A 17,066-nucleotide genomic window follows, 5' to 3' on the forward strand; every position below is an offset into this window, starting at 1 on the left:
AAAAGAATAGGTCATTTTATGAACAACCCAGACCTTTTGACCAAGTACCCTGTAAATTTTTGTTTACCCTTCTAGTCCGCCTGCTTACGCAGAAAAGCCGGAATATCCAGGTACTCAAGGTCATTACCAGGTTGCGCATTTTCATCTGCTTTAAGCGCCTGGTTACCTTCAGTGCCACCTACCGCACGGGATTCACCGCTGGACTGGAACTCACGAGCTGATGCACTAAGACGCGAACCTTCAGAGCTCACCAGCGAGATATCAGGCTTACGTTCGGCACCAATCCCGGTTGCCACCACGGTGACCCGTAATTCATCGGTCATTTCCATGTCGATTACGGTACCTACTACTACAGTAGCGTTCTCGGATGCAAAAGCTTTAACCGCATTACCCACTGTTTCGAACTCGTCGATAGCGAAATCAGGGCCGGCAGTGATATTCACCAGAATACCGCGCGCTCCGGATAGATCGATATCTTCCAGTAACGGGCTGGCAATCGCTGCTTCAGCCGCTTCTTCAGCGCGATCCGGACCAGAGGCTGCACCGCTGCCCATCATGGCTTTACCCATTTCAGACATTACAGTACGCACGTCGGCAAAATCCACGTTGATCAGACCTGGGCGGGTAATCAGTTCAGCAATGCCCTGCACAGCACCACGCAATACATCATTTGCGGCACTAAACGCTTGTAACAGCGGCGTACCCGGGCCCATGACTTTCAGCAGTTTCTCATTAGGAATGGTGATCAGCGAGTCAACATTGCGCGCCAGTTCATCAGTACCCTGGTTAGCAAAATCAGTCCGCTTCTTCCCTTCAAATGGAAACGGCTTAGTGACTACAGCAACCGTCAGGATGCCCATCTCGCGGGCAATTTTGGCCACTTCCGGCGCTGCACCGGTACCGGTACCACCACCCATACCTGCGGTGATAAATACCATATCTGCGCCATCCAGCGCCTGGCGGATGGTTTCACGATCTTCCTGGGCGGCTTCACGACCCTTATTCGGATCGGCACCTGCCCCCAGACCTTTGGTCACATTTGAGCCAATCTGCAAAGTTACATCTGCTGATGAGCTACGTAACACCTGTGCATCGGTGTTTACTGCAATAAATTCTACGCCTTCAATGCTTTGAGACACCATGTGCTCAACCGCATTGCCACCGCCGCCACCGACACCGATGACTTTGATTACGGCTTCTTCACCGTGGCTATCCATTAATTCAAACATACTTACTCTCCGGTTTTGTACGTCTTTATAACACTTGAGTTTACCTGCATAGCGAGCATTCCATGACTCCAGCGAGTAAACCTAAGCGCCCCCTAAAATTTAAAATTCACCTTTAAACCAGCTTTGCACGCGTTTAAACAAACCATCTGCCACACGTTGCTTGCTCGTTTTTTTATTATCTGCTTGCATTTTTCCATAGTGGAGTAAGCCCACCGCCGTTGCGAAGCTGGCATCGTCAGTATATTCAGACAACCCCACCATATTCAGCGGACTCCCCACCCGCACCGGCATTTGGAAAATTTCTTCAGCGATTTCGACAGCACCTTCCATCTTCGCGGTACCGCCGGTTAACACCAGGCCCGCGGCGATCTGCTCTTCAAAACCACTGCTTTTAATTTCTTTATGTATCAGTTCAAACAACTCCTGATACCGAGGTTCTATGACCTCTGCAAGAGTATGACGAGACATAACCCGGGCCGGACGCCCGCCAACGCTGGGCACCTCGATACTCTCTTCCATGCTAACCATGTCTTTTAGCGCGCAGGCATAGTTAACTTTTATCTCTTCAGCATTGCTGATTGGCGTTCTGAAGATTTTTGCAATATCACTGGTAATCTGATTACCGGCTAATGGTACTACCGCAGTGTAACGTATTGCACCATCGGTATAGATAACAATATCCATTGTGCCCGCGCCAATATCGACGACGCAAACACCCAGCTCACGTTCATCATCGGTAAGCACGGCGTAACTTGACGCCAGTGCCGAGAAAATAATCTGATCAGCCTGCAGCTCACAGCGCTCAATACATTTCACCAAATTTTTCGCCATATCGTCTGCACAGGTTATAATATGAGCTTCGGCTTCCATTCTTACGCCAGACATACCAATCGGGTTTTTAATCCCTTCCTGCACATCAATAGTGAATTCCTGTGGCAACACATGTAACAACCGACGCTCGGCCGCGATAGGCACTGAGCGCGCCGCATGGACCACGTTATCCACATCTTCCTGGGTCACTTCCTGATTATTAATCGGCACCATGCCACTCTCGTTCTGGCATTTCACATGCCGTCCGGAAATCGACATAAACACAGAAGAGACCTGACAGTCCGCCATCAGTTCCATTTCGTTGACCGCACTTTGAACCGACTTTACGACCAGGTTCAAATCGTTCACGCCACCCTTGTCCATACCTCGGGCGGGATGGGTTCCGACACCTACGATACTGATTTGCTCATCGTCGAGTAATTCGCCAAGGACCGCTTTCACACGGCTGGTGCCGATATCCAGTCCTACAATCAAATTACGTTCTGCCGGTTTAGACATATGTCGCTTATCTCTTATTAACTTTTAGTCTGATTAGTATCAGTTTCATTTTGCCAGCCAACGGCCAGCCCTGTGTCGTAGCGTAAATCAACGTAACTGACACCCTTAGGTTGTTCGCTCAGTAACGGATAAACATCCACAAATCGTTGTAAGCGGTCAATAAATTCCTGTCTGCCAAGATTTATCTCAATCCCGTTTACTAACTGTACCTGCCATGCAAAACGTTCTGATAATGACAACTCTTCAATCTCCAGTTGCCGACTCCGCAATAACTTTTGCATGGCATTAAAGCCTTCTAACGCCGTTTTCTCACTGCCACCGGGACCAAACAATCGCGGTAAACCCAAATTTTTGCCCTCGGCATTAAAACTCTCACCGTAAGGGTTAAGCATTAAATCTTCGTTCCATCTGGCAACCGGTGTTTGCTCCACCAGGTAAACCTTAAGCCGGTTCGGCCACTGTTTTCGCACCGATGCCCGGTAAACCCATGCCTGGTCCTCCAGCAACTGATGGATGTCATTAACATCCAATGCAAAAAAGCTGCCAGGTTGAGACTGACGAATCAGTCGTTCCAGCCTCAGTACGTCCAGTTGTTCAAACTGACCGGAAAAATCAATCACCTGTACCGGTGCCTGTTGCTCGTCCTGCATCCAGTTGTAAGTATGAATACCGCCAATTATCAACATCACAACCAACACCGCTAAAAAAGCAATGCCGCCCCAGGGCGCCTGGCGTTGTTCTGCTGACATTCTCGAATTACTCCATACTGGTTGCCAGGATAGCCAGTACCAAATCAGTAAAGCTAATCCCGGCGGCAGCCGCCGCCTTTGGCACCAGACTCTTCTCTGTCATGCCAGGCACAGTGTTGGCCTCAAGCAAATAAAACTCACCAGATTGTCTGTCCTGCATCACATCCACCCGCCCCCAGCCAGTGGCCGAAAGCGCTTCAAATGCTGATGCACACAGCGTTGCCAAGTGTTGCTCGTCTTCATCAGACAAACCACTCGGGCAAAAATATTCAGTAGTATTATCCTGATACTTGGCCGAATAATCGTAAAATATATGCGGGGTTGACATGCGGATCGAAGGTAAAGCCTGACCTTGCACAACGGCAACGGTATATTCAGGTCCTTCAATATACTGCTCCAACAAGACTGTATTATCGTATTTGAATGCGTCTTGTGTGGCAGTCGCGAGTTGTTTAGCGCTAGTCACTTTGGCCATCCCGATGCTCGAACCTTCCCGAGCCGGTTTAACCATGACTTTCCCCCCTAACCTATTCATTATAGCGCCGCATGATCCAGCTTCAAAGCGACTTTTCACAGCAATTTCATATTTCGCTGTAGGAATATTGAGACACTGCCAGATTTGTTTGCTGTGGATCTTGTCCATGGCCAATGCAGAGCCCAGCACACTGCTACCGGTATAGGGTATTTTTAGCTGTTGTAACGCACCTTGCATACTGCCATCCTCGCCCCCGCGACCGTGCAGCATAATCAGTACCCTGTTAATCTTTTCATCAATTAATTCAGTCAGTTGCCTTTCAGCTGTATCAAAACCAATGGCATCAACACCCGCGGCTTTCAAGGCTTTCAGTACCGCCTCACCGGAGCGCAGTGACACTTCACGTTCAGCGGAGTCGCCGCCGTACATTACAGCCACCCGTCCAAAGGCGTCCGGCGTATAAGTTTTTAAGACCATTATTGCCCCTCCTGCTGCATAGCTTGCGGGTTTAGCTGCATGGCCGCCAGCTTCCTGGCTAACTGGCCTACGTTGCCGGCTCCCTGAGTCATCACTATATCGCCGTCCTGTAACTGATTTGCCAGAATCGACGGTAATTCCCGGTGCTCACTGACATAAACCGGTTCTAACTGACCGCGGGCGCGAATTGATCGCGCCAGCGAGCGGCTATCCGCACCGTCGATAGGTTGCTCGCTGGCCGCGTAAACATCCAGCAATAACAAACAATCCACCTGGGATAGCACTTCGACGAAGTCTTCATACAGGTCGCGGGTACGGGTATAACGATGCGGCTGGTAAACCATCACCAGCCGTTGCTCCGGCCAGTTGTTGCGGGCAGCTTCGATCGTTGCTGCAACTTCAGTAGGATGATGACCGTAGTCATCTACCAGGGTCACATCACCGACACTGGTGTCAAACTTGCCGAGCACCTCAAAGCGGCGACCAATGCCACCGAAACCGGCCAGTGCTGAACGGACAGACTCATCGTCAATGCCCTCTTCTGAGGCGACGGTAATAGCGGCCAGCGCATTGAGCACATTATGCTTACCGGTTTGATTGAGTTTTACTGCCAGCGGCTTTCGGTCTGGCCGGTGCACGGTAAAATGTGCCGAGCCAAAACTGTAGCGAATATCCGTGGCATACACATCGTTGTCGTCTGCCAGGCCATAGGTAATAACGCTACGACCAATTTGTGGCAGTAATGACCGGACCACCTCGTCATCACCGCATACAACCGCCTGCCCGTAAAACGGTAAATTATGTAAAAATTCAATGTAGGTGTCGGTCATTTTACTGAAGTCACCGCCATAGGTTTCCATATGATCGGCCTCGATATTAGTGACCACACTCATCATCGGCTGCAAATGCAGGAAGGAGGCATCACTCTCGTCGGCCTCAGCAATCAGGTACCGGCTGCTGCCGAGTCGCGCGTTAGTGCCAGCACTATTTAACAAGCCACCAATAACAAAGGTGGGGTCGCGTTTCGCTTCGGCAAAGATGGTCGCAATCAGGCTGGTCGTCGTCGTTTTACCATGGGTGCCCGCGACCGCGATACCGTGCCGAAACCGCATTAACTCCGCCAGCATTTCGGCGCGGCGAATAATCGGAATACGTTGTTCCCTGGCATATTGTATTTCAGGGTTGGCCTCGTTAATGGCACTGGATACCACCACGACATTGGCATCCACCACATTTTCAGCGCGATGGCCTATGGCAATCTCTGCGCCCAGTGCGCTCAGGCGCTCTGTCATCGCACCGGCCTGAATATCAGAACCGGCAATATCATAGCCTTCATTCAACAGCACTTCGGCTATGCCGCCCATGCCGGCACCGCCGATACCGACAAAAAATATGCGTGTAATTTTTCGCATCTGTGGGCTTTGAAAAGGCGTTTCCAATACCATTTACCGCTATCTCTCTCTCATTAAAGCTTCACAGGCATCTGCCACCTGTTGAGCTGCATTATAAGGTGCAAACTGCTTTGCATTGGCCGCCATCCTGACACAGTCTTCAGGATTTTCCAGCCAGTGGCGCAGGATCACCGGTAATTCCTGACTAAGTGCCGATTGTGCGACCACTTTGGCGGCATTCTGGTCGGCCAGATAGCGCGCATTCAGCGTCTGATGGTCGTCCACCGCGTGTGGCAACGGCACAAAAATGGCGGGCTTACCAGCACCTGCGATCTCCGCTACGGTGAGTGCGCCGGCGCGGCACACGACAAAGTCTGCCCACTCATAGGCTGCTGCCATATCAGTAATAAATTCAGTTACCGTAACCGGTTTGTCACCATAAGCACTGCGCACTGTTTGTTCATTGCCTTTACCGCACTGATGGCGAATCTCCAGTTCCACAAAAGCCTGACAAATAACCGGTAATTGTTCGTTTAGCGGTCGCGCACCCAGGCTGCCACCCACAACCAGCATTCGCATAGGTTGTGATGTTTCACGCTTCGGTTGCACAGCAAGGATCGCATCACGCACCGGATTACCCACCGTCTGACATTTTCCCTGTGCACTGGCAAAATGTGGCGCAGCTGCAGCAAACCCGAGCATTATTTTGCTGGCAATACGCGCAAGTAACTTGTTGGTCATTCCGGGGACAGCGTTTTGCTCATGAATAATCACCGGGATCCCAAGACTTTTAGCCGCGATCCCACCGGGACCGCTGGCGTATCCGCCCATTCCGATAACCACATCCGGTTTTAACTGCCGCAGGAGTTTACGGGCATTAAACAATGATTTAATCAGCGCCAGCAGACCTGACAGTCGGGCAGTAATACCTTTCCCTCTCAATCCTTTCACCGGAATGAAATGAATGGGAAAACCATGCGCAGGAACCACCTCAGCTTCCATTCTTTCTGCCGTACCCAGCCAGTCTATATACCAGCCTCGTCGCACCAGTTCATTAGCCACTGCTATCCCCGGGAACACGTGTCCGCCGGTCCCGCCAGCCATTATCAGACACCGCTTATTCATCATCCGGCTCCCCGGCTAAATCCTGACTGGCATTTTCCAGTGGTTGTTGCGCCGCTTTCACTTTTGCTTTGCCTTCCCGCTTGCGCCCTTTATCAAGTGCCTGTACTCCAGCCACGCGCAGCTCAAAATCAATGCGCAACAGCACGGCAACCGTCACTGCCATAATGATTAAACTTGAACCACCGTAACTAACCAGTGGCAGTGTTAAGCCTTTAGTAGGCAGAATACCGGCACTGGCGCCGATGTTTACCGCGGTCTGGAAACTAAACCAGATACCAATGGCATAGGCGAGAAACCCTTCAAAGGCCCGTTCATTTGCCAATGCCTGATTGCCAATCTGTAAAGCGCGGATAACCAGCCAGAGCATTAACAGCAGCACCACCATTACTCCGGTGAAGCCCAGTTCTTCGGCCAGGATCGCCATCACGAAATCGGTGTGCGCTTCGGGCAGAAATTCGAGTTTCTGTAAACTGTTACCTAGTCCCTGTCCAAACCAGTTACCCCGCCCATAAGCCATTAATGACTGCGTAAGCTGATAACCACTGCCAAATGGGTCGGCCCAGGGATCCCAGAAAGAGGTCACTCGCGCCAATCGGTATTCAGAGTCCACGATCAGCGCCACCACCGCTAAGACGCCGGCAAACAGCAGAGCGAAAAATTGCCAGAGTTTGGCACCGGCTAAAAACAGCAACCCCATTGTAGTGGCCAGCATGACTACGACGGTGCCCAGGTCGGGCTGCGCCAGCAGCAATAAAGCCAGAATGAAAAATACCACCAGGGGCTTAATAAACCCTTTGAGGTTTTCGGTTACTTCGTCGTAACGCCGGACCATATAGCCCGCCAGGTAACAGAAGAAAAACAGTTTCGCCGGCTCCGCCGCCTGAACCGTGACAGGTCCGACTACCAGCCAGCGGGTGGAGCCGTTAACGTTACGGCCAATTAACAGTACAGCAATCAGCAGACCAATAGCCGCCAGCAACATATACGGGTTTGTTACACGCCAGAATTGCATGGGTAACTGCACCGTGATCATTGCGGCAATAATGGCCCCAATAAGGTAAATCCCGTGACGAATGGAAAAGTAAAACGGGTTATCATGAAGGCGGTCAGCAACCGGCATGGAAGCAGAGGTCACAATGACCAGACCAATCGCCATAAGCGCAAAGGATACCAACACGATGCCGCCGTCAAATGCCGGTGCAGTAGTGTTGGGTTTATCGTGTCTCGCGGCGAAAAGACCGGCTAACTGGGATGTCACTGCATTCATGCTGATAACTCCCGTACTGCCTGATGAAACACCTCAGCCCGGTGCTGATAGTTGTTAAACATATCCAGGCTGGCACAAGCCGGTGACAGCAGTACCGTGTCGCCCGGCTTTGCCAGTGCGAACGCCTGTCTAACGGCCTGTTCAAGACTTTCAACATAATAACCATGCGCGGCAATCCGGCTCAGTACATGGCCGTCCTTACCCAGCGCAATCACCACATCTACATGCTCGCTGAGCGAATTGGCTAATTCGGTTAAATCTGCGCCTTTTGCGTCTCCACCGGCGATAAGGATCAGATTGCCATCCAGACTGTCGGCTAGTCCTCGCAGGGCCGCTTCGGTGGCGCCAATGTTGGTGGCTTTTGAATCGTCAATAAAACTGACGCCCGCGACTTCAGCAACCTTTGAACACCGATGCGCGGCGTTTTTAAAGGACTTAACCGCCTGCGCCGCGGCCGCCATATCCTCGGTGAAGACACTGACCAGCGCCAGTGCTGACTGAATATTCAGTGCATTATGCAATCCCACCAGTGCGGTATCGGCGAGCGCCAGCAAAGGTTTGCCGTTGTAGGTAATTATTTGCTGCGCGGCCTCCCAGCCGAAGTCCTCCACAGCCACGCTTAGTCCGGTAGCCACTTTCGACGCCACAGACGTGACTGGCATGGTATGACTGTCATCGCGATTAACCACAGCCACCTGGCAATGGTCAAAAATGCGCTGCTTGGCTTCGCTGTAAGCTGCCAGGGTGTGATGACGGTCGAGATGATCGGCAGAAATATTGAGTATAGTACCGGCGGCAAGGGGTAAACTGCGGGTAGTCTCCAGTTGGAAGCTGGATAGTTCCAGCACCGAAATATCCGCGGGTTGTTGCAGGGAGTCCAGGGCGGGCAAACCGACATTGCCAACCGCAACGGCATTAAAGCCCAGTTGCTGCAATATATGGGTGGTTAGCAGGGTCACCGTCGTTTTGCCATTGGAGCCGGTAATTCCGATCACCGGCTGTCTGACTGCCTGCGCAAATAATTCAATATCACCAATTACACTTACGCCAGCCTGTCTGGCCCGGGCAACTTCCGGTATATCCGTCGCTACGCCCGGGCTTAACACCAGATGCGTTACGCCATACCAGTAATCTCGTGGCAGTTCGCCACAGGTGATCTCTGCCGCGACCTGAGCAGCCAGTTCATCACTCACTGACAGGTCAGCGCGGGTATCCCACACTTTAAAAGCCACCGACTGATGTTGCAGATGGCGCGCACAGGAAAGTCCGGTCTGTCCCAGACCGGCAATCACATACTGTGGTAAGCGCTGTGTTTCAGTCATAATCTATCGTAGCTTCAACGTTGCCAAACCAATCAACACCAGAATCAGTGAGATGATCCAAAATCTTACAATCACCCGCGGCTCTGGCCAGCCTTTTAATTCATAATGGTGATGAATAGGTGCCATGCGGAAAATACGCTGGCCTCTGAGTTTATAAGAACCGACCTGCATGATGACCGAAACGGTTTCCATCACGAACACACCGCCCATAATAATCAACACGATTTCCTGACGTACCAGCACAGCCAGCACGCCCAGCGTGCCCCCCAGAGCCAGGGAACCTACGTCCCCCATAAACACCATGGCCGGGTAAGTGTTGAACCACAAAAATCCGAGTCCTGCGCCAACAATGGCAGTGCACACGATCACCAACTCACTGGTTAACGGGATATGTGGGATATTCAGGTAGCCGGAAAAATTCGCATTACCGGTGACATAAGCAAAAATCGCAAACGCACCAGCCACTAAAATGGTCGGTACAATGGCCAGACCATCCAGCCCATCGGTGAGGTTAACGGCATTGCTGGTGCCCACCAGCGCAAAATAAACAATGGCAATATAAAGAATCCCCAGCTGTGGCAGCACCTCTTTAAAAAAAGGTACCAACAATGCGGTTTCTTCCATGGTTTGCGCCGAGGAATACAGATAAAACGCCACACACAGAGCGAGTACCGATTGCCAAAAATACTTCCAGCGAGCAATCAGGCCTTTTGAGTCCTTGCGTACCACTTTGCGGTAATCATCGACAAACCCGATAATGCCAAAGGTGACCACTACAAATAAGGTCACCAGCACATAGGTGTTAGTTAAATCGGCCCATAACAGCACGCTGATAACAATAGCAGCGAGAATGAGTAATCCGCCCATGGTTGGCGTACCTGACTTGGATAAGTGTGACTCCGGACCATCGGTGCGCACCGTCTGGCCAATCTGCATTCGCTGCAACCAGCGGATCATCTTCGGACCAATAATGATGGCAATCAACAGTGCCGTCAGCGTGCTCAGGATTGCTCTGAGGGTGAGATACGAGAAGACGTTAAAGCCTGATTCAAATTGTGTCAGCCAGTCGGCGAGCCATATTAACATGCTATATTCTCCCGCCGACGACTAAGCTTTCCCAGCGGCGATTTCTCCAACGCCGCTATGATATTTTCCATCTTTGCACTGCGGGAGCCTTTTACCAGAATGGTTAAGTCTCTTTGCTCATGACCTAAATCTTGTTCCAGCGCCTCAATCAGAGCAGTTTGTTCGCTGAAGTGGTATCCATTATCGCCAAAGGCTGTTGAAGCACTCTGACTCAGCACTCCGTAGGTATACAGACAGTCGATGAATTTCTCTTTGGCATATTCTCCGACCTGTTCATGGTAGTAACGGGCTTTTTCGCCCAGTTCCGCCATGTCACCGAGTACCAGTACCCGACGGCCGGAGAAGCTAGCCAGGGTGTCGATAGCCGCTTTGACTGATCCCACGTTAGCGTTGTAGGTGTCGTCCAGAATGCGCACCTGTTCGGTTAGCGGCACCACTTTTAACCGCCCGCCAACAGCCTGCATGTCTTGCAAACCATACTTAACATCTTCCAGCGAAGCACCGACCGCCATGGTCAGCGCCGCAGCAACCAGTGCATTGCCGACATTGTGCATGCCGGGCACAGCCAGGCGAATATCAGTATTGCCCTGCACCGAGTGCATCTCAAATTCCGCGCAGCCATTCAAATCAATGGTGATGTCAGTCGCATAAAAGTCGGCCTGCGCATTATGATTATCCGGCGAGAAGGTTTGCACAGGCTGATACTTGAGTTTGCCTAACCAGAATTCAGCAAACTGACTATCCTGGTTAACAATAGCCAGGCCTTTTTCGCCCAGCCCCTTAAAAATTTCGCTTTTAGCCCGGGCCACCCCGAGCAAGCTGCCAAACCCTTCGAGATGGGCCGCTGCTGCATTCACGATGGTCGCCACATCCGGTTTCACCAGATCAGTGGTGTAGGCAATCTCACCGAGATGGTTAGCGCCCATTTCCACCACCGCGTACTCATGTTCCGGAGTCAGACGCAGTAAGGTGAGTGGCACACCGATTTCGTTGTTAAAATTGCCTGCAGTGGCCAATACGTTACCCCGACGCGATAATATCGCAGCGCACATTTCCTTGACGGTGGTTTTTCCGCTGCTGCCGGTAATACCAATGGTTTTTGGTTTTACTTCTGCTTTGACTGCCGCGCCAAGCTGACCCAGCGCTAGTTTGGTATCGTCAACGTAAATCACCGGCAATCCGGTCGTGACCGGCTGGCTGGCAATAACGGCCACTGCACCGGCTTTTTCGGCGGCCTCAACAAATTGGTGACCGTCGAAATTCTCGCCTTTAAGAGCCAGATATACTGCGCCCTGCGTCAGGGTTCGGGTATCAGTGCTCACGGCAGATACAGTGCAGTCTTCGCCAACAAGACGACCTTTTATTTGCGCTGCTATCCACATCAAAGACCTGGTAATCATTTGCTGCACTCCTGCTGCAAACGGGTAATGGCTTCCCGTTCGTTATAGTTTATTTTTTGTTCGCCAATTATTTGATAACTCTCGTGCCCTTTGCCCGCAGCCAGAATAAGGTCATTGCGACCGGCATTAGTCAGACAATAACGAATAGCCTGTTCACGGTCCGGGATATCCTGCACATTCTCAGGGTGATTAAGGCCGGCGCGAATATCGTCGGCAATCGCCGAAGGTGATTCTGAGCGACTGTTATCGGTAGTGATCACCAGTTCATCTGCACCTTGTTCGGCAGCTTGTGCCATTAACGGCCGTTTGCCTTTGTCACGGTCACCACCGCAGCCAAACACACACCAGAGCTTTCCATCGGTATGCAGACGCAGAGCTTTGAGTGCCTGACTCAACGCATCCGGGGTGTGGGCATAATCCACCACCACATTGGCATGGTCAGGAAACTCAAATACTTCCAGGCGACCGGCGACTGCCTGTACCTGCTCGATGGTTTTCACCACATTATCAAAACGCTCGCCCTGGCACAGTAAAGCCGCCGTTGCGCTCATCAGGTTGGCAATATTAAAGTGCCCCAGTAAATCGGTTTGTACCACGGTTGTCCCCCAGGATGTTGCGAGCCTGAACTGGCATCCATTGGGATGGTATTGCACATTTGTGGCAAAACAATAGCGACCTTCTGGCATAGTTCGGGCAGGTTCTGGCAACACCGCGGTCCAGACTTTCTGAATAGATTTATTCGCCTTATTCGCCCATGCCAGACTGGCTTCGTCGTTGTAATTGAGCACCACAGAATGCAATCCGGGCAAATCAAGCAGCCCCAGCTTTGCTTCAGCGTAAGCCCCCATGGTACCGTGATAATCAAGGTGATCCCGGGTCAGGTTAGTGAATACGGCAATGTCAGTATTCACTTGCTTAAGACGATTTTGCACCAACGCATGAGATGACGCTTCATAGGCCACCTGATGCACTTCCTGCTGCACAAACTCAGCCAATAAATACTGCATTGAAATTGCGTCAGGCGTGGTATTGCCGTTGGCCGGTGGCTTTAAATCGGCATCGTCGCGGTAAATCCCGCTGCCAAGGGTTCCGATTGACGCGGCACGGTGACCCAACAAATGTTTCATTTGGGTAATCAGTTGCACCACCGACGTTTTGCCGTTAGTCCCGGTAACTGCAATCGTCGCCAGTTTATTTGCCGGGTAGTCGTAAAATGCCGCAGCCAGTGAAGAAAGCAGGTCAGAAAGGCCCCACACCTTAACAATAACCGTATGTTCCCGCATCATTACCTGACCATGTTCGCCAGCTTCATCGGCTTCAGCCAAAATCGCGCGGGCCCCCAAACTGATAGCCTGGGGAATAAAATCTCGGCCATCACGACTATGTCCGTTTACGGCAACAAAAGCCAGCTTAGGCGTAACCTCGCGACTATCCAATGTCAGTCCATGGACCCGAATATCCGGTGCATTGATACCAAATTTAATGAGCAATGCATGCAAACTTTGCATAAAAGCATTAACCACCATTGGTCGACCTCTCTACTACCTGCGTGGCACTTACCTGACGATCATCCGGCGCAATGTTGAGAAGTTGCAATGCACCACCCATAATTTCAGAAAAGACCGGTGCCGCGGTATCACCGGCGTGATAGAGGTCGCCACCAGGTTCATTAATCAGCACGACTGTGACAAGTTGGGGATCGTTCAGTGGCGCAATGCCGGCAAAAATATTGACATATTCTTCACCATAACCACCCGCCACGGCTTTGCGACTGGTACCGGTTTTGCCCGCGACCCGATAGCCGGGGATACGAGCTTTAGTTCCTGAACCATCTTCCTGGGTAACCGTTTCCATCATGGCCATAATAGCTTTGGCATTCTGCTCACTGATCACTCGTTCTGTACTCGGCTTGTAGGCCTGATTATCGGTGTTTTTAACAATGTTGAGCGGGCGCTTGATCCCCCCCGACGCAATCGTTGAATACATTCTGGCTAACTGCGCGGTGGTTACCGAAATGCCGTAACCAAAGGATAAAGTGGCTAACTCAAATTCAGACCAGCGACTGCGTTCATGAAAAATGCCGCTACTCTCACCCGGCATATTAATACCGGTGTCTGACATCAGCCCCATATTGTAATAGGTGTCGAGCAAGAAAGGTTTTGGTACTGACAAGGCCAGTTTCGAGGTACCCATATTACTGGAATGCTGAATAATCTCGGCCAACGTAAGCTTACCGTAGTTACGGAAATCCTTAACCAGACTGCCGCCAAGGCGCATCCAGCCAGGGGAGGTATCCACAATATCTCCCACTTTTACTACGCCAAACTCCAATGCGCTAAGTACTGCCAGGGGTTTTAATGAACTGCCGGGTTCAAAGGCATCCGTAATCACCCGGTTACGCATTCGTCGGGGGGATATATCGCTGCGATCATTAGGGTTAAATGACGGCGCATTCACCATGGCCAGAATGTCACCACTGTGAACATCAATAACAATGGCTGATGCAGAACTGGCCTGGTAATACAACATGGCCTCTTTAATTTCCCGATAGGCCAGGGCCTGAATTCGCTGGTCAATAGTCAGCGTCAGGTTACCTGCTGCCTCGCCATCTTTGGTTTCAAGCACCTCCACCTGACGGCCCTTGGCATCACGGCGTATCTTGCGAGTGCCAGGCGAACCGGTCAGCCAGTCATCGTATAAACGCTCCAGCCCTTCGATGCCTTTGTCGTCAACGTTGGTAATCCCAATTAACTGCGCCGCAACCTCGCCTGTAGGATAGTAACGGCGTGACTCCTTGCGTAAATAAACACCGGGGATCTCCAGTTTCTCAACATAATCCGCCATCGCTGGCGAGACCTGTCGCTGTAAATACACAAAGCGGCGTTTCGGATTGTCTACTTTGCCCACCAGCTCATCAACGTCCTGCCCCAGCACCTCGGCAAGAGCCAGCCAGCGACGGGTTTGATTAAGACCATTTTGCTCATGAATAATTTTCGGATCGGCCCAGATAGCCCTGACCGGTACACTTACGGCCAATTCTACGCCATTGCGATCAGTGATAAGCCCCCGGTATGTCGGGGTATTGCGGGTTCTTAGCGTCCGACTGTCACCTTGTTCGATCAGTGCATCCGGGGCGATAACCTGAATAAAGGCTGTCCGTAGCGCCAGGATCAGAAACACCAGCACAATAATACCCACTACGAGTAAAAAGCGCCATTGCATGGGGCCTGGACGGGTATTGATTTTTGCCCCGCCAGCCCTGGTTTTGGTATTTTTTAACGTGATAGACGTCATTTGATCCGCACCACCACCTCGTCATCTACATCGGGGCGATGCATGTCGAGTTCCTTTTGGACCATAGCTTCGATTCGGTTGTGCTCGGTTAATGCACGCTGTTCCAGCACCAGATTACGCCATTCCACGTCGAGCTGATCTTTCTCGCGCATCAGCTCTTCCAGGGCAATATTTTGCTGGCGGTTGTGGTGTGTGCTAAGGATAACCGCCAGGGCGCTGACGATAACCGCTATAAACAACAAAACCCGCAACTTGTGGCGGGTCAATTCGGTAACCAGGATGAGGAGGAAATTAAAGTTGGTCGTCGAACCGGTCATCGTTTTTCCGCCACCCTGAGTACCGCGCTTCGGGATCGCACGTTATGTTTGAGTTCTTCGTCGCCGGGCTTAATGGCCCGGCCAATCAGGATGAGTACCTTATCGGCGTCTATTTCTGCCTGGGTTACCGGTAAGCCGGGCGGGAACGATTTGCCTTTACTTTGTTCCTTCATAAAGCGTTTAACCAGGCGATCTTCCAGCGAGTGAAAAGAGATGATAGCCATACGACCACCGGATCGTAAAACGCTGGTGGCGGCTTTAAGACCTACTCGGAGTTGTTCCAGCTCCGCATTGATATAAATTCGAATGCCCTGAAAAGTGCGGGTAGCCGGATGCTTGAACTTGTCTTTGACCGGTACGGCCTGGTCGATAATCGTGACTAACTCACTGGTTCGGGAAAGCGGCTGTTCTTTGCGATAATTAACAATGGCATGAGCGATACGTTTACCAAACTTTTCTTCACCGAACTCTTTGATGACCTGGGTAATATCCTGCTCGTCGGCACTGTTAAGCCACTCAGCAGCGCTCAGGCCCCGCGACGTATCCATGCGCATATCCAACGGACCGTCACGTAGAAAGCTGAAGCCACGCTCAGCATCATCTAACTGCGGCGAGGAAACGCCTAAATCCATCAATACGCCATCAATTTGCTGAGTCAGACCCATTTGTTCAATCACGTCAGCCATGTCGCCAAACGCCGAATGCACAATTTCGAAGCGACTGTCTTCGGCAAACCGAGCCGCTGCTTCAATAGCCTGAGGATCGCGGTCGAACGCAATCAGCCTGCCGTCTGGACCCAGTTGTTTCAGTATTTCTCCCGAATGCCCCCCCCGGCCAAAGGTCGCATCGATATAGATGCCGTCAGGCTTGATGGCCAGACCGTCCAAGCATTCCTGCAAGAGTACAGAAGTATGCGAAAACGCTACGGTCATAGTGAGAAGTCCTGTAAACGCTCAGTGAGCTCAAAGTTACCAGAACGCTCAACTTCCATATCTTCTTCGATACGTTTAGCCCAGATTTCTGAATTCCAGATTTCGAATTTATTTAATTGCCCAACCAGCAGAATTTCTTTGTCTAATTTGGCATGATTACGCAGGGGTACAGGAATGAGTACACGACCACTCTTATCCATTTCACAGTCGATGGCATAACCGAGTAACAGGCGAATCTTGCGTCTTTCCTGCTCGATGTTGCTGGAAAACTTACTCAGCTTGAGTTCGATTTCTTCCCATTCGGGAAGCGGGTAAAGCAGCAAACAGCTTTGTTGTGTGTCAATGGTGCAGATCAGTTGTCCGGCACAATCATCCAGAAGGGGCTGCCGATGCTTTGTCGGAATAGCCAGTCTCCCTTTAGAATCCAGATTGATTGCGTTAGCGCCGCGGAACATTCCCCTAGCCTTTTGTGTATTGATCTTATTATTCGTGTTTTATGAGATCTGATCTGCAAAACGTTGATTATATGATCCACTATTTGCCACTTTTACCCACTTTTGACAGTTTAGGTATCATTCCTCCCCACTGTCAAGCAAAAACGCGCCATACAGGATGAGTAACGAAATGGGGAAAAAAGCCGTATTTACGGGCTTTGCGTTGAAGTGGCTGATTA

The 17,066-nt window shown here is 51.2% G+C and carries 15 protein-coding genes; all 15 read right to left on the reverse strand.

Annotated features, from left to right (window positions below):
* Positions 1-71: 71 nt before the first annotated feature.
* The 15 genes from ftsZ to mraZ all read right to left on the reverse strand — a co-directional run bounded on the left by ftsZ (position 72) and on the right by mraZ (position 16,848).
* Positions 72-1,229: a cell division protein FtsZ gene (gene ftsZ, locus AC2T0J_RS00555; protein ID WP_489808264.1), complete on the reverse strand. Its 1,158-nt coding sequence runs from the start codon at positions 1,227-1,229 to the stop codon at positions 72-74.
* 99 nt (positions 1,230-1,328) lie between these two features.
* On the reverse strand, positions 1,329-2,558 hold the full coding sequence (ftsA, locus tag AC2T0J_RS00560; RefSeq protein WP_489808265.1) for a cell division protein FtsA: 1,230 nt from the start codon (positions 2,556-2,558) through the stop codon (positions 1,329-1,331).
* 17 nt (positions 2,559-2,575) lie between these two features.
* Positions 2,576-3,307, reverse strand: a complete 732-nt coding sequence (locus AC2T0J_RS00565) for a cell division protein FtsQ/DivIB (RefSeq protein WP_489808266.1) — start codon at positions 3,305-3,307, stop codon at positions 2,576-2,578.
* A gap of 7 nt (positions 3,308-3,314) precedes the next feature.
* Positions 3,315-4,259: a D-alanine--D-alanine ligase gene (locus tag AC2T0J_RS00570; protein ID WP_489808267.1), complete on the reverse strand. Its 945-nt coding sequence runs from the start codon at positions 4,257-4,259 to the stop codon at positions 3,315-3,317.
* Positions 4,259-5,704, reverse strand: a complete 1,446-nt coding sequence (gene murC, locus AC2T0J_RS00575; RefSeq protein WP_489808268.1) for a UDP-N-acetylmuramate--L-alanine ligase — start codon at positions 5,702-5,704, stop codon at positions 4,259-4,261. Before murC ends, AC2T0J_RS00570 begins: the two co-directional genes overlap by 1 nt.
* Before the next feature lie 6 nt (positions 5,705-5,710).
* Complete coding sequence (gene murG, locus AC2T0J_RS00580; RefSeq protein WP_489810405.1) at positions 5,711-6,775, reverse strand: undecaprenyldiphospho-muramoylpentapeptide beta-N-acetylglucosaminyltransferase; 1,065 nt, start codon at positions 6,773-6,775, stop codon at positions 5,711-5,713.
* Positions 6,768-8,042: a cell division protein FtsW gene (ftsW, locus tag AC2T0J_RS00585; protein ID WP_489808269.1), complete on the reverse strand. Its 1,275-nt coding sequence runs from the start codon at positions 8,040-8,042 to the stop codon at positions 6,768-6,770. The genes murG and ftsW overlap by 8 nt, the downstream gene beginning before the upstream one ends.
* Entirely contained in the window at positions 8,039-9,364 is a 1,326-nt protein-coding gene (gene murD / locus AC2T0J_RS00590; RefSeq protein ID WP_489808270.1) for a UDP-N-acetylmuramoyl-L-alanine--D-glutamate ligase, read from the reverse strand. Before murD ends, ftsW begins: the two co-directional genes overlap by 4 nt.
* 3 nt (positions 9,365-9,367) lie before the next feature.
* Complete coding sequence (gene mraY, locus AC2T0J_RS00595; protein ID WP_489808271.1) at positions 9,368-10,450, reverse strand: phospho-N-acetylmuramoyl-pentapeptide-transferase; 1,083 nt, start codon at positions 10,448-10,450, stop codon at positions 9,368-9,370.
* Positions 10,444-11,850, reverse strand: a complete 1,407-nt coding sequence (gene murF, locus AC2T0J_RS00600; protein ID WP_489808272.1) for a UDP-N-acetylmuramoyl-tripeptide--D-alanyl-D-alanine ligase — start codon at positions 11,848-11,850, stop codon at positions 10,444-10,446. Before murF ends, mraY begins: the two co-directional genes overlap by 7 nt.
* Positions 11,847-13,376: a UDP-N-acetylmuramoyl-L-alanyl-D-glutamate--2,6-diaminopimelate ligase gene (locus tag AC2T0J_RS00605; RefSeq protein WP_489808273.1), complete on the reverse strand. Its 1,530-nt coding sequence runs from the start codon at positions 13,374-13,376 to the stop codon at positions 11,847-11,849. Before AC2T0J_RS00605 ends, murF begins: the two co-directional genes overlap by 4 nt.
* The gene (locus tag AC2T0J_RS00610) at positions 13,366-15,144 is read right to left on the reverse strand and encodes a peptidoglycan D,D-transpeptidase FtsI family protein (protein ID WP_489808274.1); all 1,779 of its coding nucleotides are present in this window, start codon (positions 15,142-15,144) and stop codon (positions 13,366-13,368) included. The genes AC2T0J_RS00605 and AC2T0J_RS00610 overlap by 11 nt, the downstream gene beginning before the upstream one ends.
* Entirely contained in the window at positions 15,141-15,461 is a 321-nt protein-coding gene (gene ftsL / locus AC2T0J_RS00615) for a cell division protein FtsL (RefSeq protein ID WP_489808275.1), read from the reverse strand. Before ftsL ends, AC2T0J_RS00610 begins: the two co-directional genes overlap by 4 nt.
* Positions 15,458-16,393, reverse strand: coding sequence for a 16S rRNA (cytosine(1402)-N(4))-methyltransferase RsmH (gene rsmH, locus AC2T0J_RS00620; protein WP_489808276.1), 936 nt, complete (start codon positions 16,391-16,393; stop codon positions 15,458-15,460). Before rsmH ends, ftsL begins: the two co-directional genes overlap by 4 nt.
* A complete protein-coding gene (gene mraZ, locus AC2T0J_RS00625) occupies positions 16,390-16,848 on the reverse strand; it encodes a division/cell wall cluster transcriptional repressor MraZ (protein WP_105934320.1) in 459 nt (152 codons plus the stop codon). Before mraZ ends, rsmH begins: the two co-directional genes overlap by 4 nt.
* Positions 16,849-17,066: the final 218 nt, after the last annotated feature.

The organism is Alteromonas sp. ISO5 (assembly GCF_058105165.1).